At 72.4% G+C, this 26987-nt stretch carries 21 protein-coding genes; 6 read left to right on the plus strand and 15 right to left on the minus strand.

The annotated features are described in order from the left end of the window. Positions 1–49: 49 nt before the first annotated feature. Positions 50–1942, minus strand: a complete 1893-nt coding sequence (locus tag RM609_RS11170) for an ABC transporter ATP-binding protein (protein WP_438828418.1) — start codon at positions 1940–1942, stop codon at positions 50–52. Between the two features lie 253 nt (positions 1943–2195). Here RM609_RS11170 and RM609_RS11175 point away from each other — a divergent pair, with 253 nt between their 5' ends. Further along, positions 2196–3038: an alpha/beta fold hydrolase gene (locus RM609_RS11175; RefSeq protein WP_311610068.1), complete on the plus strand. Its 843-nt coding sequence runs from the start codon at positions 2196–2198 to the stop codon at positions 3036–3038. Here the strand turns inward: RM609_RS11175 and RM609_RS11180 are convergent. The 6 genes from RM609_RS11180 to RM609_RS11205 all read right to left on the minus strand — a co-directional run bounded on the left by RM609_RS11180 (position 3016) and on the right by RM609_RS11205 (position 13532). Further along, positions 3016–3327 carry a hypothetical protein gene (locus RM609_RS11180; RefSeq protein ID WP_311610069.1) on the minus strand — a complete coding sequence of 104 codons (312 nt, stop codon included), beginning with the start codon at positions 3325–3327 and terminating at the stop codon, positions 3016–3018. The two genes, RM609_RS11175 and RM609_RS11180, sit on opposite strands and share 23 nt — an antisense overlap. 47 nt (positions 3328–3374) lie before the next feature. Continuing rightward, complete coding sequence (locus RM609_RS11185) at positions 3375–3746, minus strand: LppP/LprE family lipoprotein (RefSeq protein ID WP_311610071.1); 372 nt, start codon at positions 3744–3746, stop codon at positions 3375–3377. Between the two features lie 161 nt (positions 3747–3907). Beyond that, positions 3908–8137, minus strand: coding sequence for an nSTAND1 domain-containing NTPase (locus tag RM609_RS11190; RefSeq protein ID WP_311610073.1), 4230 nt, complete (start codon positions 8135–8137; stop codon positions 3908–3910). 28 nt (positions 8138–8165) lie between these two features. Continuing rightward, positions 8166–8603, minus strand: coding sequence for a CU044_2847 family protein (locus RM609_RS11195; protein ID WP_311610074.1), 438 nt, complete (start codon positions 8601–8603; stop codon positions 8166–8168). Positions 8604–8692: 89 nt separating this feature from the next. Beyond that, entirely contained in the window at positions 8693–11797 is a 3105-nt protein-coding gene (locus RM609_RS11200; protein WP_311610076.1) for a patatin-like protein, read from the minus strand. 118 nt (positions 11798–11915) lie between these two features. Then, complete coding sequence (locus RM609_RS11205) at positions 11916–13532, minus strand: isocitrate lyase/phosphoenolpyruvate mutase family protein (RefSeq protein ID WP_311610077.1); 1617 nt, start codon at positions 13530–13532, stop codon at positions 11916–11918. Positions 13533–13597: 65 nt separating this feature from the next. Here RM609_RS11205 and RM609_RS11210 point away from each other — a divergent pair, with 65 nt between their 5' ends. After that, positions 13598–14290, plus strand: a complete 693-nt coding sequence (locus RM609_RS11210; protein WP_311610078.1) for an ArsR/SmtB family transcription factor — start codon at positions 13598–13600, stop codon at positions 14288–14290. Between the two features lie 130 nt (positions 14291–14420). Here RM609_RS11210 and RM609_RS11215 read toward each other — a convergent pair whose 3' ends face one another. Continuing rightward, on the minus strand, positions 14421–15260 hold the full coding sequence (locus RM609_RS11215) for a class I SAM-dependent methyltransferase (RefSeq protein ID WP_311610080.1): 840 nt from the start codon (positions 15258–15260) through the stop codon (positions 14421–14423). Between the two features lie 57 nt (positions 15261–15317). On the opposite strand from RM609_RS11215, the gene RM609_RS11220 reads away from it, so the two are divergent. Next, positions 15318–15914: a TetR/AcrR family transcriptional regulator gene (locus RM609_RS11220; protein ID WP_311610082.1), complete on the plus strand. Its 597-nt coding sequence runs from the start codon at positions 15318–15320 to the stop codon at positions 15912–15914. Between the two features lie 57 nt (positions 15915–15971). Here RM609_RS11220 and RM609_RS11225 read toward each other — a convergent pair whose 3' ends face one another. Both RM609_RS11225 and RM609_RS11230 read right to left on the minus strand, forming a co-directional pair. After that, positions 15972–16613 carry a DUF5701 family protein gene (locus RM609_RS11225; protein ID WP_311610084.1) on the minus strand — a complete coding sequence of 214 codons (642 nt, stop codon included), beginning with the start codon at positions 16611–16613 and terminating at the stop codon, positions 15972–15974. 254 nt (positions 16614–16867) lie between these two features. Next, positions 16868–17707, minus strand: coding sequence for a class I SAM-dependent methyltransferase (locus RM609_RS11230; RefSeq protein WP_311610085.1), 840 nt, complete (start codon positions 17705–17707; stop codon positions 16868–16870). Between the two features lie 321 nt (positions 17708–18028). Between RM609_RS11230 and RM609_RS11235 the strand changes: the two genes are divergently transcribed. Continuing rightward, a complete protein-coding gene (locus RM609_RS11235; protein WP_311610087.1) occupies positions 18029–19474 on the plus strand; it encodes an erythromycin esterase family protein in 1446 nt (481 codons plus the stop codon). A 118-nt stretch (positions 19475–19592) separates the two neighbouring features. Here RM609_RS11235 and RM609_RS11240 read toward each other — a convergent pair whose 3' ends face one another. Further along, the gene (locus RM609_RS11240) at positions 19593–20531 is read right to left on the minus strand and encodes an oxidoreductase (protein ID WP_311610089.1); all 939 of its coding nucleotides are present in this window, start codon (positions 20529–20531) and stop codon (positions 19593–19595) included. A 57-nt stretch (positions 20532–20588) separates the two neighbouring features. Between RM609_RS11240 and RM609_RS11245 the strand changes: the two genes are divergently transcribed. Together RM609_RS11245 and RM609_RS11250 are read left to right on the plus strand one after the other, a co-directional pair. After that, positions 20589–21233: a TetR family transcriptional regulator gene (locus RM609_RS11245; RefSeq protein ID WP_311610090.1), complete on the plus strand. Its 645-nt coding sequence runs from the start codon at positions 20589–20591 to the stop codon at positions 21231–21233. Positions 21234–21694: 461 nt separating this feature from the next. Next, the gene (locus RM609_RS11250) at positions 21695–22318 is read left to right on the plus strand and encodes a GOLPH3/VPS74 family protein (RefSeq protein WP_311610092.1); all 624 of its coding nucleotides are present in this window, start codon (positions 21695–21697) and stop codon (positions 22316–22318) included. Between the two features lie 429 nt (positions 22319–22747). Here RM609_RS11250 and RM609_RS11255 read toward each other — a convergent pair whose 3' ends face one another. From RM609_RS11255 to RM609_RS11270, 4 genes are all read right to left on the minus strand, one after another. Next, positions 22748–23323, minus strand: a complete 576-nt coding sequence (locus RM609_RS11255; RefSeq protein ID WP_311610094.1) for an EF-Tu C-terminal domain-related protein — start codon at positions 23321–23323, stop codon at positions 22748–22750. Positions 23324–23922: 599 nt separating this feature from the next. Beyond that, a complete protein-coding gene (locus RM609_RS11260) occupies positions 23923–24621 on the minus strand; it encodes a DUF8817 family protein (RefSeq protein WP_498073165.1) in 699 nt (232 codons plus the stop codon). Between the two features lie 460 nt (positions 24622–25081). Then, positions 25082–25603, minus strand: coding sequence for a hypothetical protein (locus RM609_RS11265; protein WP_311610098.1), 522 nt, complete (start codon positions 25601–25603; stop codon positions 25082–25084). Between the two features lie 528 nt (positions 25604–26131). Next, the gene (locus RM609_RS11270; RefSeq protein ID WP_311610100.1) at positions 26132–26965 is read right to left on the minus strand and encodes an NAD(P)H-binding protein; all 834 of its coding nucleotides are present in this window, start codon (positions 26963–26965) and stop codon (positions 26132–26134) included. Positions 26966–26987: the final 22 nt, after the last annotated feature.

The following is a 26987-nucleotide window of genomic DNA, read 5'->3' on the forward strand; positions in this document are numbered from 1 at the left end:
GCTTCCGGCCGTCGTCCCGTTCCCTCCCGGAACGGGACGACGGCCGCGGTCAGGCCTGCTGACCGAGCTCGTACCACCGCTGGAACCGACCGCCGGCCGTCACCAGCTCGCCGAAGGTCCCCTGCTCGACGATGCGGCCCTGGTCCATGACGACGATCAGGTCCGCGACCCGGGCGTTGGCCGGGCGGTGCGTCACCACGACCGTGATCCGGTCCGGGGCGATGGTCCGTACGAGCCGGAACATGTCGTGCTCGCCCTGGGCGTCCATCTGCGAGGTCGGCTCGTCCAGCACGACGACGTCGGGCTCGCGGTAGAGCACCCGGCCGCAGGCGACCCGCTGCCACTGGCCGCCCGAGAGGGAGACGCCGCCCCACAGCTCGCGGGCCAGCAGGGTGTCGAGGCCGTCGGGCAGTTCCTCGGCCGCTTCGCGCATGCCGACCTCGTCGACGACCTTCCACACCCGTTCGTCGCCGGACGTGACCGGCTGGCCGAGGGTGATGTTCTCCCGTGCGGACAGCGGCCAGTACCCGAACTGCTGGGTGACCACGCCCGTGTGCTCCCAGACCCGGCGCAGGTCCATCTCCGCCAGGTCCGCCCCGTCCCAGAGCACCCGGCCCTTGTCGGCGGTGTACAGGCCGCACAGCAGCCGGGTGAGCGTCGACTTGCCCGAGCCGTTCTCCCCGAGGACGGCCACGACCTGCCCCCGGCGCAGGGTCAGCGATACTCCGTCGACCGCGGGCCGGGTCTTGTTGGGGTAGGTGAACGACACGTCCTCGACCCGGACGGTCTCCGGCCGGTCGGGCACCACGACCGTGCCGTGGGCCGGGTAGTGGGCGCGGCTGGAGGTGATGAACCGTTTCCAGTCGCCGAGGAAGAGGCTGGAGTGGAAGAGGGACGCGGCGTAGTGCACGGCGTTGGTGAGATTGCCCAGCGCCGCGCGCACGGCGAGGACGGCCGTCGCGGCGATCGCGAGCGACATCCGCCCGGTGACCGTGAGCCAGGCCAGCGTGGCCCACGCCAGGGTCAGGCACACACCGCCGGCGCACGCCGAGACCAGGTTGATCCGCAGCGCGCTGGCGGCACCGGCCAGCGACCGCGCGTCCATCCGGCCGGTGATCGCGCGGTACCAGAACATCAGGTACGGGGCCATGCTGTTGCCGCGCACCTCGTCGGCCAGCTGAGTGGTGGTCAGGTGCCAGCGCATCATGCCCTTGACGTTGCGGCCCGAGCTGTTGGCGTGATGCGTCCGGTGCTCGATCCTCGCCTCGGCCATCGCCCCCGTGCCCGACGGGGCCACGGCGAGCACGAGGACCGGCAGCATCAGCGGATGCAGGACCGTGAGCACGCCGAAGGCGGCCACGAGCTTGATCAGCGCCGACATGAACGACTGCACGTCGTAGATCAGCCGGTCGCAGCGCAGCGATCCCGCCTCCGCCGCCTCGTGCTCCTCGGCGAATCCCGGCTCGTTGAACGCGGCGAGCTCCACGGACACCATCGCGTCGACGACGGCGATGTCGGCGGCGGTCATGAGCCGTGGTCTGAGACGGCCCACCGACCAGGACGCCAGCCCGTGGGCGACGCGGCCGATGCCGGCGGCGACCGCGATGGCCAGCAGCGCGGGCAGCGCGGCGTGGACACGGTAGGCGACCGTGCCCGTGCCGAGGATGTGCACCATCGCCCGGGACGTGGCCGTCAGGGCCACGGCCGAGCAAATGCCGTAGGTGAGCTGCGCGCCCACCATGACCGTCACGTCGCGGCGGTCGATGCGCCAGGCCATGCGGAACACCTGCGCGAGGACCGCCGGGATGGACGCCGACAGCCGCCATACGCTGGAGTGGTCGAACGCCGATGTCGTCCACTGCGCCTTGCGTCGGGGTTCCACCGGCTCGGGGAACGGTAGCCTGTGAGCCTGAGCCTGTTTATGGTCTCCCGGACTCTCCATGAGGGTTTCCCTCCCTTGGTTGGTAAAGGGCACCGGGTTCAAGGCACCCGGTGCTCAACCGGCGTGCCGGGGAAGGAGTTCGGCCCGCTTCGCCCGTGAACGGTGGAAGTCAGGGGCGCCCGGATGGCCGGAAGAGCGCGTGGAGTGCGCGACAGGCGCCTCGTTACCGGCTGGTCGCCCGCCGGTCGGCGCTGTCAGACTGACTCATGGTTCGCGGTGACCGGACGACCGACCGTTCGCTGGGGAGGCTGCCGTGCGCAGTGTCAGGGTGTCCGCCGGTGTCATCGAGTACGAGGACGCCGGGGCGGGGCCGCCGGTCGTCCTGCTGCACGGGCTGCTGATGGACCACACGCTGTGGGACCGGGTCATGCCGCTGCTGCCCGAGGGGTTCAGATATCTGCGCCCCGTCCTGCCGTTGGGGTCCCATCGCCGGCCGATGGACGAGGGCGCCGATCTCACGCTGCGCGGACAGGTCCGGCTGCTCGCGGACTTCCTGGACTCGCTCGATCTCGACGCGGTCACGCTGGTGCACACCGACTGGGGCGGCGCGCTGTTCCTCACCGCCTATGGCCTGGACCGGCGCGTGGCACGACAGGTGATCCTCCCGTGCGAGGCCTTCGACAACTTCCCGCCCGGGCTGCCCGGCAAGGTGCTCACGCTCGCCGCGCGCCTGCCCGGCGGGCTGAGGCTGGGGGCCCGTCAGCTGCGGATCGGCCCGCTGCGCCGGTTGCCGATGTTCCTCGGGCAGATGGCCCGACGGCCGCTGCCGGACGCTCTCGTCCGTCGCTGGACCGAGCCGATCCTCGGCGACCCGGCCATCGAGCGCGACCTGCTCGCGTACTGCCGCGGCCCGTTCGACAAGGAGGAACTCGTCCGGGACACCGAGGCGTTGCGCCGTTTCACCGGCGACGTGCTCGTCCTGTGGTCGCCCGACAACCGCATGATGCCGGCCGAGCACGGCCGCCGTCTCACGGAGTTGCTGCCCTCGGCGCACTACGCCGAGGTGCCGGGCGCGTATGTGCTGTCCATGCTGGACGAGCCGGAGACGGTGGCGCGCGAGATCGGCCGCTTCCTCAAGCCCCCCGCCGGCTGGTAGCGCGGCCGGCGGTCAGTGCCGCGCAGGCCACCGCCGTCACCGCCCCGGCGGCCAGGAGGCCCCGGTGGGACCGCGAGGACATCACGGACCACCGTGACCGCGAGGACAGCAGGGAGCCGGTGCTCAGCCAGGAGCCGACCGAGGCGACCGACAGGGCGCTGCCGACCGAGCCGACGGACAGGATCGACCCCGCCGAGCCGATCGAGAGCACCGAGCCCACCGAACCGATTGACAGTACCGAGTCCCGTGACCACAGGGACCACCGCGAGTCTGCGTCATGCTTGGACATGCACCGATGGTAAGGGGCCCGTGGTAAGGCGCCCGCCCCGACCGGCGTTACGCGTCCGGGCCGTTGGGGTTGGCGGGCAGCGGGGGCGTGAAGGCCACCTTGCCGTCCTTGAAGGCAGCCCGGATCTCGCGCTTGCCGCCCGACGGGCAGCACAGGGGATCCGTGGTCGTGAAGACGGGGTAGGAGAGGGTGACCGTCCTCCCGTCCTGCTTCACGATCGTGGACTCGGTGACTCCGGGAGTGTCGTACCCCACGTAGTCGTTGCCCTGGAAGAAGAACACGCTGACGCAATGGCCGTCGACGCTTCCCGTGCAGGTACCGTGAATGGCGCGGAAGGGGCCACGGAGGTTCTTCAGCGCGGCGGGCTCGTCATCGGCCGTGTAGCCCAGGCGCTTGATGCGCAGCGTAGCGGCGTCCACGTCGAACGGTCCGTCGGCCGCTGCCGACGGCGAGGGACGCCCGGCCGAGGGGGCCCACAGGGCGACCGACCGGCTCGGGCCCGGCGAGCCGGCCGGATTCCCCGACGACGAGCACGACGTGGACGTGGCCGCCAGGAGGAGGCACATGGCCGCCACTGCGCCTACCCGCGAGCGCATGCCGTCACCCCCAGCAGGTTGCGCTCCAGGAAGCCGTAGCGCACCGTTCCCATGTCGCCGTGCGTGATGTCGCGCGTAACGCGCGAGCACAGGCCCGCGGCCCAGGCGTCCGGGGACGCCTGTTCGAGGCGAAATCTCACGTCGAGGTCCTTGCCGGTGGTCAGGAGCATCCGCTCGCCGTCGGGTGAGGGGACGACCGCCCGTACCTGGGCGGCCGCCGGGGTACGGGTCCGGGCGATCAGGCCCTCGGGGCCCCACACTTCGAAGGCCCCTTTCCGCATGCTGACCACCCGGGTGGAACGGTCCAGGAAGGCCGTGTAGCGGGAGGGCGCGGCGGGGATGCCGATCAGTTTCCGCCCCGTCCCCACGTCACGGATCTCCGTCTCCCCGTCCTGGCTGACCAGCATCAGCCGCGTGCCGTCGGCGCTGTACCGCACGGCCCGGTACCAGTCGAGCAGCGGCGCCGTGAAGTCGGGGACGATCACTTTGACGCGGCGCCGGTTCTCGAGGTCCCAGATCTCGACGCCGCGGCGGTCGGGCGTGGTCACGGCGGCCTGCCCGGAGCGGGGACGCACGGCCATGGTCGTCGAGTAGTCGCGCTGTTCGACGGAGGCGTCGCCCGTGAAGAGCATCGGTCGCCCGCTCTCCTCACCCGTGGTGATGTCCCAGCGTGAGACCGCGCCGCCCGCCAGCGCCGTCAGGTGACCCCGCGCGTCGAACCCCATGCCCGCGACCGCGCCCGCGCGCGGTGGCGTTCCGGTGGGCAGATCGAGGCGCAGCCGACGGAGCGCGTGGAGCCCGGGCAGGCTGTAGAGCGTGACCGTGGGGTCCGTGGTGTCGCTCACGGCGAGGATCTTCTCGGCGGGGTCGAAGACCGCGTGCCCCGGAACCCCGCCGTCCTTCGCCGCGCCGTCGGTGGCGACGCGGCGCCCTGTCGCCGGGTCCCACAGCGTGACCGTGCTGTCGACGCGCACCGTGGCCAGATAGCGGCCCGACGGGGAGAACTGGGCTGTTTCCGCGTCACCGTTCCTGCCCTCCGGGGACGAGCCGCCGATCCAGCCGACCGTGCCGAGGGAGTCCGGCGCCGGTGCGGTCATGGCCAGGATCTCCGTGCCCCGTGCGCGGACGATTCTCCGGCTGCCGTTGGACAGGACGTACCGGGTGTAGCGGCCGCCCGAGGCCTCCTCCTCGTCGAACTGCGACAGTTGCCGGCCGGTGTGCGCGTCGTGGACCGTGACCGTGCCGTTCCGCCGTGCGAGCACCACCTGGTCGGACACACCGGCCAGTTCGGCGGTGGCATCGCACGGGATGGTGCGGGCGAGGCGCGGGTCGGTCGTGCCGTCGGCCGGGTCCGTCAGATGCCATCGGCCATCCACGCACTGGGCGACGACCGGGTGGGGGCCGCTGAGGAAGGACACCACGGGGAGACCCGGCCCCTCGGCCGGACCCTTCTTCGGCACGGGAAGGCCGCCGCGCGCGTCCCACACGTGGTAGTCGTCCCCGATGTGGGAGGCCACGACGTGCTCACCGCTCGCGTCGAAGGCGAACTCCGTGGCCTCCCCATAGGTCCCGGTGGGCGCCCGCAGCGTCACCGCGGGGGCCGTGGGCCGGTCGAGGTCCCACACCTGGGCCGTGTCGTCCGCCGGTGGGTGCGACACGAGCCGGTGCCCCGTGCGGTCGAAGCGCAGCTGGTCGGGCCGTTGGTCCGCGCTGGCGGTGCTCGCCGCGCCGCGCAGGGTCGACAGCACCTTGCGGCCGGGGACGTCCCACACCCCGATGCTGTTGCCGTCGCCTCCGAGCGCCAGCCGTGTGCCGTCGGGACTCACCGCCACGGCCGAGACGTTGTCCATGTCCACCAGCCGCGAGATGCCGCCCGACGCCGCCACGCGCCAGACGGTGAGCCGGCCGGCGCCGGTGCGGACGGCGATGACCTGCCCGGAGTCGTCGAGCGCCGTCTCGGCGACCGTCCCGGTCGCGGGCAGCACCGCGTCGTAGCGGGCGTCGGACAGATAGCGGTCGAAGAGGTTGTCGCGGGCCTGCTGGGTGGAGGCCGTGCGCCAGGCGGCGACGGACAGCAGGGCCGAGGTCTCGAGCCGGGAACCGGCCTGGCGTTGTGCCTCCTGCACGAGCCCGGCCGAGAGTTCGGCCGCTTTGCCGTCCCGTACGGAGACGAGTCCGGCGCCGGCGAGGCCCGTCATCGCCGTGAGAACGGCCGTCCCCGCGAGGGCCGCGCGCAGTCGGCGGCGGCGCCGCCATTCCGCGCTCGCCCGGATGTACGCGCGCTCGGCCTCGGGGATGTCGTCCTGCCGGTCGCGCAGGCGCCGTTGGGCCTCGCTGAGCTCCGAGCCACGCATCAGCAGCGCCCGGTCGCGGTCGCTGAGCTCCCAGCGGCTCATCCGCGCCCGGAGGTGCTCCTGCCAGGCGCGGAACTCTCGGTCGGCGTCGACCCAGGACCGGAGCGTGGGCCAGTGCTCCAGCACCGCCTCGTGGGCGAGGGCGACCGTCTCCACGCCGTCGGAGGCGTGGTCGAGGTGGACGATCCGCTGGGTGGCCAGGAGCTGGGCGGCTTCCCAGCAGTCGGGGTGGAGTTCGGGGCGGCGCGCGGTGCGTCCGGTGTCGACGGGGTTGTCGGCGGCGCCGTCGCCCGGGCGGACGAGCTGGACGAACAGCCTTCGCACCTCGTCCCGCCTGTCGCCCAGCCGCTCCTTGACGGCCCGTTCCGCGTGCGTCGCGAGGGCCCCGGCGACCCGGCCGGTCTCCTCGTAGGCCGCGTGGGTCAGCACCCCCTTGACCTGGCGCTCCCACAGGAGGGTGAGGGCGAATTCCAGGAGGGGCAGGGCCCCGGGGCTGCTTCCGGCGTCCGCCAGCAGGCGCTCCGCCAGCCGGTCCTCGAACCGCACGGCGCCGTGGAAGGAGTCGACCGGTGCCAGCACCACCTCGCGCAACTGCTCGCCGGCCAGCTTGTTGACGAAGAAGGCCGATGTGTCGCACGCGCGCTCCAGCGCCGGGAACCGGCGCATCGCCTTGAGGAAGTCCAGCCGCAGGGTGAACACCAGGCGGACGAGCGGACCGCCGTCCCCGGTACGCCACTCGGTCATCCGCAGGGCGTGTTCGACCAGCGCGTCCGCCTCGTCCGGAGGGCAGCGGAAGAGCACCTCGAACTGATCGACGAAGAGGAGGAGCTGGGAGGTTCCCGAGCGGCTGACCGCCTCCGTGACGAGGGGGGCCGCCGCTCCGTCCCGTAATCGCCGCGCCAGCCGGTCCAGGCGCTCCCCCATGTCGCCCGGGGCGTCCTCCTCGCCGGGGAGGGCGTCGAGCAGCGGCAGCAGGGCCGAGGCCAGCATGTGCTCGGCGCGCACGGCCGGTTCGGGGACGAGCGTCACCGCGCTGTAGTCGCCGCGCCGGCGCAGCGCGGGCAGGAGCCCCGCCCGGACGAGGGAGGACTTGCCGACCCCGGACGCCCCGACCACCGGGACCACACCGGATGTGGTGACCGCCTCGGTCAGTTCGGCGATCTGGGCGGAGCGCCCGAAGTAGTGGGCGGCGTCCTGCTCCCGGAAGGGCAGGAGCCCCCGGAAGGGAGAGTCCGGCGAGGCGTGCCGGGCGAGCTCCGGGTGGGCGTCGAGGAGCGTGTCGAGGGTGAGGGCGTAGGCGGCCCGGCCCACGAACCGCCGGTCGGTGGCGACGACCATGCCGACCACGCCCTTGAGCCGGTCGTCCCACAGGGGCGTGCCGCTGAAGCCCTGGAGGATCTCGCAGGCGCCGGTGCTCTCGATCTGCACCCAGCCCCGGCCGCGCTCGTCGACGATCGTGCCGAGCGACCACACCCCTTCGTCGTCACCGGCGGGAAAGCCGAACGCCGTGAACGGGTGGTCCCGCACCGAGTCCACGTCCAGCAGCCGTACGGGCGCCACGCCGGCGGGCGGGTCCTCGGTGAGCGACAGGACGGCGATGTCACCGGTGCCGTCGGCGGCGACGGGGATGTGGCGTACCAGGGACGCGGTGCGTCGGCGGGCGGGCCGGCCGGCGAGCGGGAAGTCCAGCTCGACGGGGAGCCCCGGGGGCAGAGGTTCGGACTCGGGCTTCCCCGCGCTCGACGATATGACGTGTCCGCAGGTCAGCACGGTGCGCGGGGCGGCCAGGAAGCCCGCGCCCAGGGGAGCGCCGTGCGACCACAGCCGGGCGATGCCGGGGTTCGGCACGGGTCCGGGCATGGGGTGGTTCTCTTTCTCCTCGCTCCGGTCAGCCGACCACGGCCGCTGTGCCGTTCGCGGTCGTGCCATTGGCGCTCGTGCCATTGGCAGTCGTACCGTTCGCGGCCGTGCCGTTGGCGGTGACCGCCCTGGTGACCGGCAGCGCGTCGGGGCGTTGTCCGTCCCACTCCAGGGTGAGCGTCAACGAGGCCTCACCGGCGGTCTTGGCGAGGAAGACGCCGGTCTCCCCCGAGAGCTTCAGCCCCAGCTCAAGGGTGATCTTGTTCGGCTGGCGGGGGAAGTCGGTGAGCCTGCCGACGACGGCGTGCGCGGCCTCCCGCACACTGTCCAGCCCCCGTTCCAGGGTCTCCGTGGCCTGCGCGACGGCCCCGCCGCGGGCGACCCTGACGACCGCCTGGGGGTCCTCGTCGATCTCGACGAGCACGGATCCGCCGCTCTCCAGTGGCACTCTCAGTAAGTTGGGCACCGGCCGCTCCCCCTCCATCGCTCCGCCGATCGGAACGTGCGGGCACTCTAGCGAGCGGCGGTGCGCGGGGGTTGACGTTCGCGAAAGCCTCACTCGTCGGGGTGCTGTGAGTGGTAGGAGGTGGCGCGCGGCTCGCGCGTGCGGGCGAGGAAGATGCCGAGAAGGACGACGAGGAGGCCGATTCCCAGTTTGACCGCCATGCTCCACAGCGTCTCGCGCATGTGCGCGTCGTGCCGGTTCGCGTAGATGTACCAGGCGGCGGCGCCGAGGAGGACGAGCGTGACGGCGGCCAGCCTCAGGCCCAGCCGCCGCGCGTCCCGGGTCAGCAGCGCGGCCGCCGACCAGCCCGCCAGCAGGAGGAACACCCCGGCGAGGGCGAAGGCCACGGGGAGGCCGGGGACGAACAGGGACACGGCCAGCAGGACGCCGCCGGTGACCACCGCGAGGTCCACCGCGCGGCGGCCGAACCTGCCCGGACGGGTGAGGAAGCGGACCATGGCCCACACCGCGAGGGTGTAGCCGCGCAGGGCGCCGAGCACCGTGCCGACGGCCTTGAGGCGGGGCGCGCCGACGGCGCCGGCCGCGACGGCGGCGCTGTGCGCGGCGGTCTCGGCGAAGAGGTCGCCGCCCGCCTCCTGGGTGATCCGCTGGCCCCCGATGGCTCGCGCACTCTCCCACAGCCGCCACAGCGTCTCCGCCCGCATCGCCCGGTCGGCCGCGCCGGCCGTCTCCGCGTCGTACTGGGCGAGCCATCGCGTGCTGTCCTCGGGACGGCCGTCGCCTTCCGTGCGGACCGCGTCCGCCAGCAGGTGGAGTTCCTGTCTGAGGATGCCCGTCTGGAGGGCATGGGCGACCGCCTCCACGCAGAGGCCGAGCCGGGGGTCGTCGTCGGGGCCGCGGCCGGCGGGTGTCGGTGCGGGACGGATGGGAACGATCTGTTCCGTCACCAGGCCCCGGCACGCGGGGGCGTAGCGCTCCTGCCAGGTCTGCTCCAGCCACGCCCGGTCGGCCGGTTCGCGCGCGTCGACGGCGCAGTCGTGCAGCGCGTCCATGAGCCGGTCGGCCGCGTCGGCGGCGTCGGTGTCCGTCGCCCAGACCTGCCGCAGCCGCTCCGCCGACATCAGCGTGCGCGTCAGATGGGCGGCGCCGTCCATGCGTCCGTGGATCCAGTCATTGACGCGCCAGGAGGCGCGGTAGAAGGCGCCGAAGTGGTGCAGTTGCCTGCCGGTGAGCAGGCCGGGGTCGCGGGAGGAGACCTGGATCAGTTCGACTTCCTGTTCCACTCCGCGTTGGGTGTCGCCGTACGCCTGCTGGACGACTTCCAGGCGGAGCATGCGGCCCAGGACGTCCTGGGTGGGGTGGAGCAGGTAGTCGGTGAGCGCCTTGAGCTGGGTGCGTCCGGTTCCGTCGGGGTCGACGACGGACTCCTCGGATCCGGCCCCGGCGATGCGGGAGAGGGCGTCCTTGCAGCTCAGGAGGGACTCGGCGAGGGCGGTCGCCTGGCCGTACCGCCGCGCGTGCCGGGCCGCGTAGTCCTCCGCGTCGGCGTCCGGCGGTCCGTCCCAGTCGGTGAGGGCCCGGCGCAGCCAGTCCTCCAGGTGGCGGGTGGCGGGCGCCGTCGCCTTGCCGAGTCCGTCGTGCGTGCCGGGTGGCAGGTCGGCGCCGGCGCCGGTCCAGTGGTCCGCCAGGGTGCGCCAGTCCGCCTCGATCTCCTCGCAGACGGTGCTCGCCCGGCGGCGTGCCTCGATGACGGCGTGCCGTTCGCGCGAGCCCATGGGTGCCAGCCAGACGGCCCGTTTGAGGACGTCGACGACGATGTCGCGCAGTCCCTGGACGGTGGTCTGCCCCCAGTCCCAGTCGGCGCCGGTGCGGCCGATGGCCTCGTCGACGGAGTTCCCCCGGGGGATGAACGACTCCGGTCGCGCGCGCTGGTCGCGCAGGACCGTGCGAAGGCGGTCGGCGATCTCCCGTTCGCTCCACCGGCCGGCCGTCTCGGCGGGCTGCCCGGCGGCCAGCCATCGGCCGATGGTGTCGGCGGCGTACCGGATCCGGGTCTCGAGGTAGCCCTCCCATGCCGCTTCCGAGAGCTGTCGCGCCGCGCCGGTCAGGGCGTACGCGAACCGGGCCCGGGCCCGGCGCCGGTGCCGGGTGTCCTCGTTGCGGGTCTGGATCTCGGCCAGTTCGCGGGAGACCGAGTCGGTCGAGCGCAGCCGTGTCAGGACGCCGAGGAGGACGTCGGCGGCGTGCGGGGGCGGCATCGCGGCGGGCGCCGGGGCGGGGGTCGGCGGTGGTGCTTCCGACGGGTCGGGCACGACGTAGGTGAGGAGCCGGCGGACCTGCGCCTGCGCGGTCTGCCGGTAGACGGCCTCAAGGGCGGGGCGGATGGGTTTGTTGAGCAGGATCCCTCCGTCGACGACGTATTGCGGGACGCGGAAGTTCGCGCGTCCGGCCGTCGAGGGCCAGGGGCCCTCGGCCGCGTCCCCGTCGACGTCCACCCACTGCGGGGCGAACGCGGCGGGGAAGGAGGAGGTGCAGCGTGCCGCGACGGCGAGCCGGTCGACGACCCCGTCGTCCTGGAGGCCGGCGACGGGGTCCGTGGCTCCGGCTCCGGCTCCGGCTCCGGCCCGCGAGGTGAACAGGAAGCGGGCATCGTGGTCGATTTCGGTGATGCGGACGCCCGTGTCGTCGCAGAAGGTGCTCTGCCGGCCGCGCCAGAGAGTGCCGGTGAGGATGAGTTCGATGGGCTGCCGCCCGGTCCTGCCGTCGTCGGCGCCGGCCTTGGCGGGAGAGGTGGCGACGTCGCGGAGGGCGCCCCGGAGCTCGTCGAGGAAGTAGTCCCCTCTGAGGAGGGAGACGGGCCGCTGCCGGAGCGGGTTCTGCAGCAGTTTGCCGAGCGCGCCCTTGTCCCGCCACAGGCCGCACAGGGGCGTGATGTCCTTCTCACGGGCGAGGCCGAGTGCGAGGAAGGCGCCGTTGAGCCCGCCGGCGGAGGTTCCGGCGATGACGTCCACGCGCGCGTCGGCGCGCAGCAGGTCGAGCAGCGGCCGGTAGACGGGCTCGTCCCAGCGGCGGGCCATCGCGAGGTGGTGCAGCTCGACAGCGACCCCGCCGATCCAGACGGCCAGGCTCACCCCGCCGTTCATGACCACGGCCAGCCGGATGTCCTGCCGGTCGATGTCGTCGGTCTCCGCCACTTCCGTTCCGCTCCCTGCCGCTCGGCCGGCCGCCGCCTCCTTCAGCTGAACACGGCGCCTCGCCGATCGCCCGCACGTCGGCCGTGTCGCACCGGCACCGCACCCGCACGGCTGGTCGTCATACGGTTTCCGGCGTCCCCGCAGTGGGTGCCGTCAGCGCCTGGGCCTCCGCGTAGGACAAGGAGGTGAGGTCCGTGGGCCGTCCGTCGCGGATCGCGGTGGCGGTGGCCACGGCGGCCGTCAGGGCCCGGCGGTAGAGGAGCGAGCCCAGGCTGACCCTGCGCACGCCCAGCCCGGCCAGGTCGGCGAGCGTGGGGCCGGTGGGCGTGTAGAGGATGTTCAGCGGGACGGTCAGGGTCGCCGTCAGGGCGCCGATGCCGTCAGGGTCCGACAGCCCCGGTACGAACACGCCGTCGGCTCCGGCCTGTTCGTAGACCGCGAGGCGTGCCGCGGTCTCGTCCTCCTGGCGTCCGAGCCAGTGGGTGTCGGTGCGGGCGTTCACGAACAGCGCGGGTGCGGCGGCCTTGACGGCGGCGATCTTCGCGGCGTGCAGCTCGGCGGGGGCGAGGGTGCCGTCCGGGCGGCCGTCCTCCAGGTTGATGCCCGCGGCTCCCGCGGCGTGCAGGGTCCGGGCCAGCTCGGCCACGTCCCGCGGGTCGTCGCTGAAGCCCCCTTCGGCGTCCACGGAGAACAGGAAGGAGCCCTGTCCGAGCCGGCGGGCCAGCGCCAGAGTCGCCTCGGCGGTGGCGGCCTCCCCGTCCGGCAGGCCGGCGGCCGCCGCCACGCCGAGGCTCGTGGTGCCGATCGCCGGGAAGCCCTGCGCCACCAGAGCGGCCGCGGAGGCGTGGTCCCAGGCGTTGGGCAACAGCAGCGGTGCCGGCTGGTGGTGCAGACGGGCGAAGGCGGTCGGCCGGCGCCCGCGCAGGCCGTCCGCCAGGGCGAGGGCGTGTGCCCGGCCGGGGCAGATCCGTGGTGGCGCGCCGAAGGTGAGGGGGACGGGGTGGGTGCGGTGGGCGGCCACGAGGTCCAGCACCACCGCGTCGCCCTCGGCGATCCGCCGGCCGGCGACCTGGGTGGCGTGTGCGGCGACCCGGCGCGTGGTCCGCAGCGGCGGGTTCTCCCGGAGGACCCGGGCGAGGGGTACGTCGCCGGTGCCCGCGGCCTCCGCCAGGGCGGCCGTCGCGTCGCACGCCTGCACCAGCAGCCCGATGCGGTTGGCGGCGGCTTCCAGGCCTGCTTCGTCTGCTTTGTTCGTCGCGCCCGGCGCCGTTCGCTCCACCAGCCAGGCCACCGCCTCGTCGGCTGCCTCGTCCGCGGGCGCGCCGAAGTAGGGCCCGGACACCACGGTCACCGCCTTCGCGACCGCCTCGGGCTCCGGCATTCCCATGGCTTCGGCGAGGGTGCGCACCACCCGTGTCCGGAGGTCGCCGCCGGGCTCCGCCGCCACCGCCCGCTGTAGTGCGGCGGGTTCCAGCCGGGCCAGTTCGGCCTCCACCAGGGCCCGGCGCCGGCGGTGCGGCTCACCGGAGGCGAACCGGGCCACAGTGGCGCGCAGCCAGGCGACGCTCGCCCCGGCCGGCCCGGTGTGCGCGGCCGGCGGCTCCGGGACCAGCGCCGGGTCGGCGAGGGCCGCCCGGATGTCGGCGTAGCGGTCGAATTCATGCGTCGTACGGGTCGGCCCCGTCGTGTCCGTCGCCGTGTCTGTCGCGTCCGTCGTGTCTGTCGTTTCCGTCATGGCCCAGACGCTAGGGCCGGAACAGTTCGGCGCCGCCCGAACCGTTCCTGCGGCATCCTGACGTCATGATCCCGCTCGCCGAAACCGCCGCTCTGTTCGCCGACCGCACCCGGGCCGCCTTCTGCCAGGCCCTTCTCGACGGACGTGCCTGGACGGCGGGCGAACTCGCCACGTACGCGGGGGTGCGCCCCTCCACCGCCAGCGAGCAGCTCTCCCGCCTCATCGCGGGCGGTGTGCTGACCGAGGAACGTCAGGGCCGGCATCGCTACGTCCGACTGGCCGGCCCGGAGGTGGCCGGGCTGATCGAAGCCCTCAGCTCGTACGCCCCGGACGGCGGGGCCGCCCCGGACGCCACCGGCCCGCGGAACCTGCGGGAGTCGGTGCGGCTGAGCGCCGAGGCCCGGGCCCGCACCTGTTACGACCATCTGGCGGGGCGGCTCGGAGTGGCCCTGGCGGACGCGATGGTCGCCCGGGGCCTGGTCGCGGCCGGCTCCGGGGTCTCCGTCACCCCGGAGGGCCGGGCCTGGCTCGCCGAAGCCCTGCGCTTCGAGCAGCCTCCGGGCACCCGGCGGCCCCTCGTACGCGGTTGCCTGGACTGGACGGAGCGGCGCCCCCACCTCGCCGGAGCGCTGGGCGCGGCCCTGTGCACCACCTCGCTGGAACGGCGGTGGGTGCGGCGGGTCGGCTCGGGGCGCGCCGTGAAGGTGACGCCGGAAGGGGCGTATGCCTTCCGGGAGTTGCTGGGGGCGAGCGTCTAAGCAGGCCAGGTGAAGTCCACTGCGGTTCGGCAGCGCCCGAAGGGGCGCGGGGAACTGCGCGACCAGCCACGACGGCGCCTCCCGCGGAGCGCTCAGCCGCGTCACCGGGGCGGGGCGCACACTCTTCCGGTCACTGCCCGTCGGCGTGGCCGGCGCCGACTCGCCCGGCGACGATCGCGACCGTGGTGTAGCTCGTGGTGAACCCGCCGCCCATCGCGTCGATGGCGACCCCCACGGACTCCAGCACCTCGGCCATTTTGTCCGAGGGGAGCCGGGTGAAAGCACCCTGAGTGGGCATCACATCGAGCCATGCGTCGCGGGTGTAGGTCCACTCCCAGGTGAATCGCCACCGCTCCGCGTCGCCGAACGCGCCCGTGTCCCGGATCGCGGCGGCCACCTTGGCCAGAATCGCCTGATACCCGTCCTGGTTGCTTCGCGCTACCGGGCGGAATTCGAAGGGCACGTCGGGCGCGGCCCGTCGGGCGGCTCCCGCGATCGCTTCGGCCACGGCGGGCGGGAGCCGGGGAACGTTCCAGAACAGTGCCAGCCGGCCGCCGGGCCGCAGGACACGCGCGGCCTTGACCGCTCCCGCGACCGGGTCGATCCAGTGCCAGGCCTGACCGGCGACGACCGCGTCGAACTCCCGGCCGACGGGGTCCCAGTCCTCGAACGTCGCCACGTCGACCGCTCCCCCGAGCCGCCGTGCCACGTCGGCCATGCGCGCGTCGGGTTCGACACCGAGCACCGTGCAGCCGGCCGCCTGGAACTGCCGGGCGACGATTCCCGTGCCGCACCCGACGTCGAGGATGTCAGGGGCGTCGGGGCCGGGACTTTCGGTGGCGATCCGCTCCACCAGGGCCTGGGGATAGCGCGGCCGGGCGCGGTCGTAGCGTTCGGCGTCCATGCCGAACGACTCGGCCAGTTCCCGGTGTTGATGAGGTTCGCTGCCGGAAGGACGTAGAGTGGGCATGCGCCCACTATGGTGGGCGCATGCCCACTCGTCAACGGGCGGAGGAGGACACACGGCATGCCGACAGGGGTGGCCCTACGCGACGCGCGACAGCAGCTGTTCGACGCGGCCGAGCGCATCCTGCTGCGGGACGGGCCGAACTCGCTGACCAGCCGGGCGGTCACCGCCGAGGCCGACTGCGCCAAGGGGGTCCTGCACCGGCACTTCGACGACTTCGACGACTTCCTCGCGGAGCTCGTGCTGGACCGCATCGCCCGGGTGGACAGTCGGGCCGACGTCCTGCGCGCGTCCGCCGGGACGGGCACGGTCACCGGCAACCTCGCCGACGTGCTGACGGAGCTGTTCGAGTCGGTCGCGGTGGCGATCGTCGCCCTGGTCACCTTCCGGGACGAGCTGCGCGCCCGGCTGCGCCGGGCCGGATCGGCCGGTGTCCCGCTGCTCACGGAAGCCACGGCCATGGTCGCCTCGTATCTGGCGGCCGAGCGCGAAGCGGGACGCGTCGCGGCCGACGCCGACGTCCGCACGCTCGCTCCCACGCTGATCGGCGCCGCGCACCTGCTGTTCGCGGACCGGGGCAGCGCGCCGCCGGATCCGGAAGCCGTCCGCAGGACCGTGGCCGCGGTCGTGGCAGGCGTCGTACGGGAACCTCGATGACGAACGGCCCGGCAGCGGGTGCCTGCCGGGCCGTTCGTCCCACGGTAGGACGGCGCGTCAGATCGCGGTGCGGGCGGCCGCCGAGCCGAAGCCGAGCCAAGTGTGCCGGTTGCCCGCCCAGCACCAGCCGGCCTTCGGCGCGTCGCGCCGCTCCCGGCCGTCCCGCCCGGTCCCGTTGCTGATCCACAGGGCAGGGGTGCGCGCGTCCAGCCGCCCGTCGGCCTTCCGCAGCCGGGAGCCGATGGTCATGAAGCAGCGACCCCGTTCCAGTGCCGCCGGCTGCTGGATCACCCAGTGGACGCCCTCCGCGAAGAGCAGAGGGGTGCGGTGTTCCTCGACGATGGCGGGCAGCGCCTCGTCGGGGCTCCAGTTCGCCATGTGATCGCCTCGGTCGAGGCCCTCCAGTACGTAGACCGGCGCGTCGGGTACGTGAACGCCCTCGACGGTCGAGAAGAGATCGATGTCGGGCATGTCCTCCACGACGAAGCCGGGCTTCTCCTTGTGCCGGAGGAACGGCACAAGAGCCGATGCCGGGACCCGGTCCGGGTGAATCACGAGCAGGCCTTCGCGGGCCGCCGACGCGGCAACTGTGGAGCGCAGCTCGTCGGCGTGGAATCCGGCGAGTCGGTGCACTCCGAGTTCGATCAGGCGCTCCGCCTGATCGTCGATCGAGGGCAGAGCGAGCAGAGCGGCTGTCATACGACTCCCTGGGACAGTGAGAATCGGCGAGGTGTCGGCCCGGCAACGTGGCGGATCGCGGGAAAATTCCCGGATCCGGGCAGGGTAGGCGCGCCGCACGGTGCGGATGGTGCGCGAGCCGCCACGGCCACAGGACGGCCAACGGGGCGGGGCTGCGGGTCAGCCATCCGACGGACCGTCATGAGCGCGCCGTTCCGGAGCGCCAGCCGCTCCGGAGCGCGGCGCGCGGGCGTGGTCGCTCCTACTCGTCCGCCCTACTCGTCCGGCCGGTCCGCCGTGACGAGGTAGTAGTCGAGGATCCGCTGCTCGTAGGCCCGCAGGAAGTTCCGTGGCCAGGTCCCCGTGGCCCAGTCCCGGCCCAGCCACAGATCCCAGCCGGGCCAGACGTGCGGCCCGATCGACCGGGCGCGTACCCCCGTGAGCCCGGCCGTCGTGAACGCCTCCGTGAGGGCGGTCACCGGCCGCGCGATGTCCAGGCCGTTGGCGTAGGTGTCGAGGAGCCCCGCCAGTTCCCCGGGCCGTCCCGGCGCGTCGTCCACGGTGAAGAAGCTCGCCACGGCCACCCGGCCGCCCGGCCGCAGCACCCGTGCCGTCTCGGCCGCGAAGGCGGTGATATCCGGGAAGTGCTGCGCGGCCTCCACGCTGACGAGCGTGCCGAACTCGCCGTCCCCGAAGGGCATCCGCTCCGCGGCCCCCTGTACGAACCGCAGCCGTCCCGGCTCCCGTCGCAGCAGGCCGGAGTGCGCGCCGTGCGCCCGTTCCAGCTGCTGCGGGTGGATGTCCATGCCGGTGACGGCGGCCGGTCCGTACTCGCGCAGGGCCAGCGCGCACCCCATCCCCAGCCCGCAGCCCACTTCAAGGACGTTGAGGTCGCCCAGCGGGCCGGCGGAGTCCAGGACGTGCCGGTAGAGGTCCTCCTGGCTGCGGATCCGTTCCGTCACGCCGAGGGGGACGGCCAGGTCGATGGCCCGCCAGTAACCGAAGTTGATGAACCCTCCGGCGAAGATCGTCTCCTTGCCGAGATCCGCGGGACCGTACGTCTCCCGCACCACGGAACGCATCATCGGACCGGACTGCCGAGAACCGTCTGCCACGAAGTGACACCTCCTGGAACCGCACGCCGTCATGCCAGCACACCATGGTGGCATTCCCGAGGGCGCCGGATCAGGCACATGGCTCCCCCCTCCTCCCCCGCACCCGCGCGGAAAATCACGATGCGTACGACGGCTTCCGTTGGTACGGTCACCGGCATGATCCCCAGCACCTGCCAGAACTGGTTCCTCAAGCCCCGCAACGCCGCCTAGCGGCAGGCTGCGACCCACATTCCGACAGCTTCGCCGCACTCCGGTTTCCCGCCGGTGCGGTGCTCGACGCTGCCCGGCTCCGACGACGACTCACACCGCGGAGCACGATTCATGAACGACCGGAACGACCGAAACCCCAAGGGCGACCACGGCCATCACGGCCATCACCAGGATCTGCGCGATCTCCTCCCCCCGGCCGAGCCGACCCTGACGGCCGCCCCCGCCGAACTGACCCGGTGGGTCACCCGGCACGCCGCCCGGCTGGCCGGCCTCGGCCCCGGTGCGGACCCGGGGGCACCGCTCGACGACCTGGAGCCGCTGCGCGAACTCGTCGGCGGCGCCCGGGTGGTCGCCCTCGGCGAGAGCTCCCACCAGATCCGCGAGTTCGGCCTGCTGCGCCACCGCGTCCTGCGCTTCCTCATCGAGGAACTGGGCTTCACCGCCTACGCCATGGAGTACGGCGCCGCCGAGGGCCGCGCCGTGGACGCCTGGGTCCAGGGCGGACCGGGCGACATCGACGACCTCCTGGCCCCCGGGGCCGGCGAGTCCCAGGGCCCCGGCTCCGGAGGCGACGGCACGCGCGTCAGGGGCCTGGGCCTGCCCGTCGAGTGCCGCGACACCCTGCGGTGGCTGCGCCGCCACAACGCCGGTGCCGCGCGGCCGGTCCGCTTCGTCGGCTGCGACATCCCGACAGCGGGCGGTTCGCTCGCGCCCGTACTGGAACCGGTGGCCGCCTACCTGGCCACCGTGGACCCCGGTGCGCTGCGCTTCCTGCGCACCGCGCTGGAGATCTCCGAACCGATCGCGGGCGGCACGGTCATGGTACCCGCCTACGCCAGGCTCGACCTGGCCCCGGCGGAGCAGGACCGGCTCACCACCGCGCTCGCCCGGCTGCTGGGCCGCTTCAGGGACCTGCGCGAGATCTACACCGAGCGCGGCGGCCGCGCGGCGTACGAGACCGCGCTGTCGGACGTCCGCGCGGCGGTGACGACCGACATGGCCCAGCGCGCCATGGCCGAGGCGCTCGCGGGCACGCCCGACGGCCCGGCCTTCGCCGCCCGGGAACGCTATCTGGCCGACACGCTGCTCGAGTTCCTGGCCCGGTCGGGGCCCGACACCCGTGTCGTCCTCGTCGGGCACAACGCGCACATCCAGCGTTCGGCCAACAGGGCCGACGGCCCCCTGGCGGTGACGACCATGGGCCACCTGCTCTCCAGGGCGCTCGGCGCCGACTACGTCCCCGTCGCGCTGACCGGCAACGGCGGTGACACGGTGGAGAACGTGCCGGACCGCGACCACCCGCTCGGGATGCGCTGGGGCCGGGCCGCGACCCCGGAGGCCGCGCCGGACAGCGTCGAGGCGCTGTTCGCGGGCGTGCCCGGGGAACCGGCCCTGGTGGACGCCCGGGCCCTGCGTGCGTACGCGCGTCGCCACGGGTTGCCCGAGCCGGTCCGTACCCGGTTGGACACCGCGTACTTGGAGATGCCCGTGCTGGAGGCGTTCGACGGGATCGTCTGCGTCCCGGACACCGGGCTGAGCGCCGACACCCCGCAGTAGCAGCAGTAGCCGTAGCAGCAGAGGAAGAGGAGGAGGACGACGGGCGGGCGGGTACCACCCCCGTGGGCACCCGCCCGCCGCAGGGCGCACGTATACCGGTTCGCGCGCCTCACACGGATCACACGGATGCCGGGAGCGCGAACCGTACGTCGGTCAGCCGCTCCGACAGCTCCCACAGCCGACGGCCGGTCCCGGGATCGGCCGCGGCGGAGGACAGCCGTACGCACGTCGGTGCGCCGCGCAGCTCGGCCGGGCCGTCGGGGCCGATGAACTGCCCGCCCTCCACGCTCGTGTCGGTCGCGGCGTACAGCTGCGGCAACGCGCCGCGGGCGGGTCTCTGGGCGAGGAGCGGGTTGCCGATACGGCCGAACACCACCCGCCACAGGCCGACGGGCGCGCTCATCTGGAGGTTGGTGGCCGTGTATCCGGGGTGCGCGAGCACACTGCGCACCGGGCTGCCGGCGGCGGTGAGCCGCCGGTGGAGCTCCCACCCGAAGACGGCGTTGGCGAACTTCGACTGGTTGTAGAAGCCCATGGGCGAGTAGCGGCGCTCGCCCGTGAGGTCGTCGAAGTACATACGGCCCTTGCGGTGGTTGACCGAGCTCACCGTGACCACACGGGGTGCGTCCCCGGCGGCCAGCAGGTCGAGAAGCAGGCCGGTGAGGGCGAAGTGGCCGAGGTGGTTGCAGGCGAACTGGAGCTCGTGCCCCTGCGCGCTCAGGGTCCGGGGCGGTGCCATCACACCGGCGTTGTTGATGAGGACGTCGAGTTTCTGGTGGTCGGCGTGCATCCGGTCGGCGAAGGCCCGGACGGAGTCGAGGTCGGCCAGGTCGAGGTGGCGTACTTCCAGGCTGGCGTCCGGCTGTCCGGCCACGATGTCCTCGGCCGCGCGGCGGCCTTTGACCTCGTCGCGGACGGCGAGGACGACGTGCGCGCCCTGGCGGGCGAGCGCCCGGGTGGTGGCCAGGCCGAGGCCGCTGTTGGCCCCGGTGACGACGAACACCCGCTGAGGGCGGTCCGGGGTCCGTTCGGTGGTCCAGTGCTGTAGCCCTGTCATGCGGCACACACTGCCCTTCGTGTCACCGAGTGTCAAGCAAGGCCTCTAGTGTCACCCATGACATGGCGCTACGATGACTCCGTGAGCTCCCGCCCCGAAGTCACCATGGCCCAGCGCAAACGCCAGCTCGTCGCCGATGAACTGACCGAAGCGGCGCTCCAACTGCTCGCCCTCAAGGGTTTCGACACCGTCACCATCGACGAGATCGCGGCGGCGGCCGGCGTCTCCAAGCGGACCTTCTTCCGGTACTTCGCCTCCAAGGAAGACGTCGTCGTCCAGTTCCTCGCCGGCATGGGCGCGGACATGCGCACGGAGCTGGCAGCCCGCCCTGCCGAGGAACCCCCGTCCGTGGCGCTGCGGCACGCCGTCTGGGTCGCCATGGCGGCCTGCGCCGACGACGCCGACCACTCCGGCAGAGCACTGCGCGTGGTCCAGCTGATCCTGCGCACCCCCGCCCTGTACGCACGCTTCCTGGAACGCCAGGCCCAGTGGCGCACCGACCTCGCCACGGAGCTGACCCACCGCCGGCGCCCCTCCCCCGCGACCGACCTCTACCCGCTCATGGCCGCTGGGATGGCGCTCACCGCCTTCGACGCCGTGCTGCACCGATGGAGCGACAGCGATGGGGCCGAGGACCCGGCAGGACTGATCGACGAGGCCTTCGCCGTGGTGGCCCCGGCGCTGGACGCGGGCGGTTCGTAGCCCTGTTCGCGGCGCGATCCGCGGGACCCGCGCACGTCCGCCGATCTCGGCAAGCGGCACCCCTACGGCACCGGGACGTACTACTTGCAGAAGGCCTAGCCGTACCGCCCGTTCATGGGCAGGGCGCCAAAACCGCAAAGAGTCAAGGAGGTCATGATTCCGGAGGCGGCCGAACGGGCTCTGGTGCCACTGGAGCGGGCCGCCGGCCTGGCCGGTACGACCGAACGGCCGGGTCACCGCGCCGGCATGGGCCGGCATTCCCCTGGGCGGCCCCGTCGCCGGCGCGGCGCGACATGGACCGCCCGCGAGGGCGGGACATCTCGAAGACTTGAGCCCCTCCCCCTCGCTCCTTACGCTCGTATACGGGAGCACTCGTCGGCAGCCCAGGTCCCACCCGGCGCACGATGCCGCCCGACTGGCGCCTCCGTCGCTCGTCGATGCCTCTGACGTGGGAGCCTTCCATGACCACACCCCGGGACTTGTTGATCACCGCCATGGAGGTGGCGCCCAGCCGCCCCGTGGAGCGGGGCGAGATGTCGCTCGCGCTGGCGGGAGCCGAGTTGATCGACTTTCTGGCCGCCGGGGTCATCACCCTGGACGACGACCGGATCGTCCCCGGCGATGGGGCGGTCGTGGCCGATCGCCTTCTGGACCAGGCCGTGGCGTCGCTCGTCCGCGAGGCGCCGTACGAAGCGGTGAGCGACTGGCTGTGGCGCCGTGGCCGAGAGCTGGCCCCGGCCTATCTGGCCGCCCTGGAGACGGACGGAGTGCTCACGCGGCAGCGAAGCCACTGGAAACCCTTCCAGGGCGGCCAGAGGGTTCTGGCCGATTCACCCGACCGCCGCCTGGCAAGGGACCGCTGGGAGTCGAACGACCCGGTCCTCGCCGCCCTCGCGACAGCCGTCGGGATCCGCGGCCAGGAGACCGAAGACACCCCGGATACCACTGCCTCCCCGGGCGCGCCCGACGAGGCAGTGGAGACCGTGCTCGCCGCGGTCAACGACGCGTTGATCGAGCTGGAGGCCGTCAGACAGCGGCGAGCCATTGAGCAGGCCGCTTTCGACAACATCTGGCGCGGCCAGTAGCGGCCTCGGGCCAGCTGGTGCTGTGACCGCTCGGCATCCCGCCCGACCACCGAGGTCCTGCTGGGCCGGGCGATGAACGGCACGGAGCCACTGCCTCGGCGACAGGCCATCGTCCACGCGGCGGCCTCGGCTTCGGCGAGCGTCCGACGTGCCCGCGTTCGTCCCGACCTTGATGGTGAGCTTCTTTGTGATCTCCTGGACGGGGCCGCCCTTGCCCTTGAGGGCGACGGCGAAGGTGGGCCCTCGGGGAGTATCCGAACGGAAATCAATCGAGCTCCGCTGATGCCTGCACGAAGCTCCCGACAGCGCGAGTGAACTTGACTGTAGACCCGTTTACCAGAAGCCGCAGCACATCCCACTCCAGGGCCCAGCCTCCACCACCCGCCGACTCACATCAGGTCGGCAAAGGCTCGCTGACCACCCGTAGATTCAGTGCAGGAGTCGGGTCACGGTCCCCGTGCCGGCGGCGCGACCGTGGTGCCGGAAAGCGAAGGACTGGCCTTCCTCCATGGCGACGGGCCGGTCGAGCGTGACCGTCACCGCGCCCCCGTGAAGCGGCTGCAATGAGTCCGATTCCCGGCTGAGCGCCACAACGCCCGGCACCACCGCGGCACGGACATGGAACTGGAGGCGCTCGCCCGTGCGTACCTCGGCAGAGCCATCCTCCTCGGCCAGCAGTGCAATGTCCGCTTCGAAGCCCGCATGCGCGGTGACCGAGCCGGGCGCCGCGAGGACCTGCCCCCGCTCAGCCGTGCCGGCCTCCACGCCCGGTAGCGACAGACCCACGTTCATCCCCGCACTCGCCTCGCCGACAAGCCGGCCGCGAGCGGCCTCTATGCCTTCGACAGGAACGATCGCGCCGCCACCGAAGCCGACGATCTCCACGTCGTCACCCTTACGAACCCACCCTCGCTCGATCCGGCCCGTCAGCATGACCACCCGGCCCTGGTTCCGGGAGAAGACATCCTCGACACCCATCAGGAACGACTCGCCCGCCGCATTCACCCAGGACTCCCTTACAACCACCAGCCGTCATCAGATGGCCAAGGCTAGCGGTGGTCGCTGACCATGCCTTCCGCGCTCCCCTTGTGAGAAGACCGCGGCGTCTACCTGGCCGGACTCGACGCCGCCGGCGTCTTTCTCACGAAAGGCCTGGCTCATGGGCACCCACGTACCCGCGATCGGCGTCGAAGACGGCTCAGCTGGCGCGCAGCGTCGGGTGCACGAGCAGGCTTGCGAGGTAGCCGGATCATCGGCCGCAAGATAACGGATACGGCTGACCGGCGACGATGCGGCGCTGCGGGCGCGGGTGGCGATGAGGTCTTGGATCGAGCGGCCGAGCCGGTCGAGGGATGGGACGACGAGGGTGCCGGACTTCTCGTCGGCGAAGATGCGGATGCACGCGGCTTGACAGGGTGCCGAAAAATGCGGTGCCTGACTTCTTGAGCACCGCCGCTTTTTGACACCGCTTCTCGGACACGTTCCGGGCCCACCGGGGCCCGGAACGGCCGGTTATCGATCTTGTTCAGGAATCGGTCGACAGAAAGCTTGACCGGTGCCGCGGCCGCACCAGCCTTCCCTCTCCCCCCGTAGAAGGAGCCGCTTTACCTTTGGGGGAGCCATTCCTGGAGTCCGTCGAGATGCCCGAGTTCCGACTCGATGTGCTGCCTGTCGTCGGCGGTGAGCTCCAGACCTCGCAGTTCGGCGAGCCAGGGATCGGTGGGCTCATCGATGGTCATGGCCAGGTCGGCGAGGTGGCACAGGGCGATGGCTCGCTCGGCCACCGAGGCGTCCGTGCCGTGCCTGCGCACCGCGGACTTGAGCGCGCGGAAGGCCTGTAGGTCATCGTTTTTGAACTCGCGCAGGATCCGGGCGTTGTCGAGCGCCTTGGCCAGGCCTGTCAGCTTCTTCGAGCCGCCGTATTCCAGTTCGAGGGGCTCGTCGCGCTGGATGAATATGACCGAATTCCCGGACGGATCGATCAGCGTGAACCGGGAGGCACCAGGCCGGTAGCGGGTGATCCGCGGAAGGCCGGAGGTGAGCACTTTCCCGTAGACCCGCCGCATCGCCGCGACGAACTCCGCGTGATACGGCGCCACGGTGTCGACCATGACCAGGCAGCATCCGGACTCCTCCCGGGTCGGGTCCAGGTCCTTGGGTGCCGGGCCGAAGCACAGCTGGAATCCGCTCCACCGCAGTATCAGGGACACATAGGGCTTGCTCTGTTTGTAGATCGCCTCGAACCCCAGCGCCTCATAGAACGTCAGGGTCTCCTCCACTGAGGCACACGGCATCAACGGCACCGTTGTCTCGTTCGGCCGAACCGCAGGCTCGCTCAAGTCGCTCTCCTTCCACGTGGCTCAGCGATGCTCGCACCCTTGGGCGGGATCCGCACATGAGTCGTTCCGCGTAGGGGCTGGACCTGAGGCCAGAACCACGGGGTCAGGCCGCGCCGGTCGACGGGCGTGAGAGGACGGCACCCCCGGCCGCATTACCCCGGCACGACGCCAGGTGCTGGCGCCGAGGCCGCCTGAATGACGCATTGGCCACCTGACGCCTGCGGGCCGCCCGACTGGACTGTCCCGTCCAAGTTCCCGGCACCCTGGCGGCCGCTGGACCGCTCCTGGTTCGTCCTCACCGACGGGGACCCGAGCGCAACCGAAGTGTTCGGCACGACCGCCTTGATTGCCGAACCAGCCGCACGGTGACGGCTTGGTCGCGTCCTGTTCCAGCAGGTCTTCCTCCGCCGCGCCGACGCAACTCTCACATCGCGACGTCGAGAATCGCCCCCAGGACCCCGCTGCCGAGCGCGCACCAGAAGCCGCCCTTGAGGAGCCGCCCCTGGACACGGGTACGTCGCGCGTTCATCGGGCCGCCGTAAATCAATGCCGGGGCGCCCACGCACAGGAAGGTCAGCCCGAGGCACGTTCCCGCGAGCCAGCCGAATGCATACGCGGGGTGGACCACGTAGTAGGACCATGAGGCCTTGGCCACCTCGACCCGGTGCCCCATCGCGTAGTCCGGCTCAACCCTTGCGTGGTGATCCACAATGCGGCCGTCCGACGAACGGAAAGTTCCCTGAGACGTCACATTGACCCCGCCGCGGCTGCTGGTCGTGTATTCGTGCGTCTCCACCGTGAACGTGCCGCGGGTGCCCGCGATGCCGGCCGCGAACGGGAGGCCGCACGCGCTGAAGCCGCCGACGAGGCAAGCGAGCAGCAGCGCGACGACGCCGCCGAACCGGACCTTGGCGGGTGATGCATTCCTTCTTGCCGGGTACCTCATCGCGTTCTCGTTCTCGGGGCGGCCTCCCCGTGTGCCCCTCCCGTACTCGGCTGACCGGATCGCGGTTCACCGTAGACAGCGGTCACGGCGCCGCAGCCGCCCAATTCGTCACAAGTGGACGGCTGTATAGGCAATCCATATGCAGCCTTGGCCGCATGCCGGTCGTCGATTGACCACTCATTTACCCGGGCCGGCGGTGGGCAAGGGGAAAGACCATGAGGGGGCTCATTCCCTCGCGGCCTTGTCTCGGCCGTCCCGGGCCCTCAACGGATGGTGCCGACGAACGTGCCTGGGTCGCCGAATTCGCGCCGCTCGGCCACCCGCGCCACGGCGGCTGGATGGTCCCCGGCGGGCACCTCGGACGCGGAGAACCCCCGGAGCGGGCCGCGCTGCGCGAGGACCAGCGGGCCAACCGCCGGCACGCGGCAGCGCGGGCGACCGGCCCACCGGCTTCGACATGGCACCGGGGCACCGGCCTGATCATCTGGGAGCGTCGCGGTGCCGGCCGCAGTCGCGGGCCGCCGCGCCTCAGCGGAAGGCAGCGGCGTGCTCCGCCGCCCACTGCCGGAAGGGCCTGGCCGCGGAGCCGGTGACCCGCGAGACCGTGTCGCGCACCTGAAGCAGGGCGTCGTTGACGTCGCCGCCGGTCACATCGAGTACCGCGTCCGCGGCCTCGTCCCCGAAGATCGCGGCCATCCGGGCGTGGGCCTCTTCTCGGCTGATCTCGGCGAAGGGCACGTCCCGCCCCAGCACTTCGGCGATGGAGGCCACCTGCTGACGGGCCGTCACCCGTTCCGGGCCGGTCAGGGCGTACGTCCGGCCCTGATGGCCGGGCCGGGTCAGCGCCACGCGCGCCACCGACGCGATGTCCGCGGGGTGGATCGTGGGCAGGCCGACGTCCGCGTACGGCATGCGGACCGTCTGCCCGTCGCGGATCGACGCCGCCCACATCATCGCGTTCGAGGCGAACTGCGTCGGCCGCAGGATCGTCCAGGCCATACCGCTGTCCTTGAGCAGCTGCTCGACGGCGAGGTTCTCGCCTGCGGGGCCGAGATGCGGATGCGTCTGGACGGTGATGGACGACACGAGCACCACGTGCTCCACACCCGCCTGCCGGGCCGCGTCGAGGATCTCGGCGTCCGAGCCCAGACGCGAGACGAGGAACAGTGACCGCACGCCCTCCAGCGCGGGCTTCAGCGAAGCCGTGTCGGCGAAGTCGCCTTCGACCGCCTCGACCCCGGCGGGGAACGCCGCCCGCGAGGCGTCGCGGGTGAGCCCTCGCAACGGACCGGCACCGCATGCGTGCAGCTCCGCCAGCAGGGCACTTCCTATGTTTCCGGTGGCTCCTGTCACGAGGATCACGAGCGCCCTCCCTTTCGTCCCG

The sequence above is a fragment of the Streptomyces hesseae genome (assembly GCF_031845785.1).
Taxonomy (GTDB): domain Bacteria; phylum Actinomycetota; class Actinomycetes; order Streptomycetales; family Streptomycetaceae; genus Streptomyces; species Streptomyces hesseae.

Coding starts and splice junctions, on each gene's coding strand:
- RM609_RS11170 (WP_438828418.1), bottom strand. CDS start 1,942: ATGGAGAGTCCGGGAGACCATAAACAGGCTCAGGCTCACAGGCTACCG.
- RM609_RS11180 (WP_311610069.1), bottom strand. CDS start 3,327: ATGTCCAAGCATGACGCAGACTCGCGGTGGTCCCTGTGGTCACGGGAC.
- RM609_RS11190 (WP_311610073.1), bottom strand. CDS start 8,137: ATGCCCGGACCCGTGCCGAACCCCGGCATCGCCCGGCTGTGGTCGCAC.
- RM609_RS11205 (WP_311610077.1), bottom strand. CDS start 13,532: ATGACGGAAACGACAGACACGACGGACGCGACAGACACGGCGACGGAC.
- RM609_RS11210 (WP_311610078.1), top strand. CDS start 13,598: ATGATCCCGCTCGCCGAAACCGCCGCTCTGTTCGCCGACCGCACCCGG.
- RM609_RS11215 (WP_311610080.1), bottom strand. CDS start 15,260: ATGCCCACTCTACGTCCTTCCGGCAGCGAACCTCATCAACACCGGGAA.
- RM609_RS11220 (WP_311610082.1), top strand. CDS start 15,318: ATGCCGACAGGGGTGGCCCTACGCGACGCGCGACAGCAGCTGTTCGAC.
- RM609_RS11225 (WP_311610084.1), bottom strand. CDS start 16,613: ATGACAGCCGCTCTGCTCGCTCTGCCCTCGATCGACGATCAGGCGGAG.
- RM609_RS11235 (WP_311610087.1), top strand. CDS start 18,029: ATGAACGACCGGAACGACCGAAACCCCAAGGGCGACCACGGCCATCAC.
- RM609_RS11240 (WP_311610089.1), bottom strand. CDS start 20,531: ATGACAGGGCTACAGCACTGGACCACCGAACGGACCCCGGACCGCCCT.
- RM609_RS11245 (WP_311610090.1), top strand. CDS start 20,589: ATGACATGGCGCTACGATGACTCCGTGAGCTCCCGCCCCGAAGTCACC.
- RM609_RS11250 (WP_311610092.1), top strand. CDS start 21,695: ATGACCACACCCCGGGACTTGTTGATCACCGCCATGGAGGTGGCGCCC.
- RM609_RS11265 (WP_311610098.1), bottom strand. CDS start 25,603: ATGAGGTACCCGGCAAGAAGGAATGCATCACCCGCCAAGGTCCGGTTC.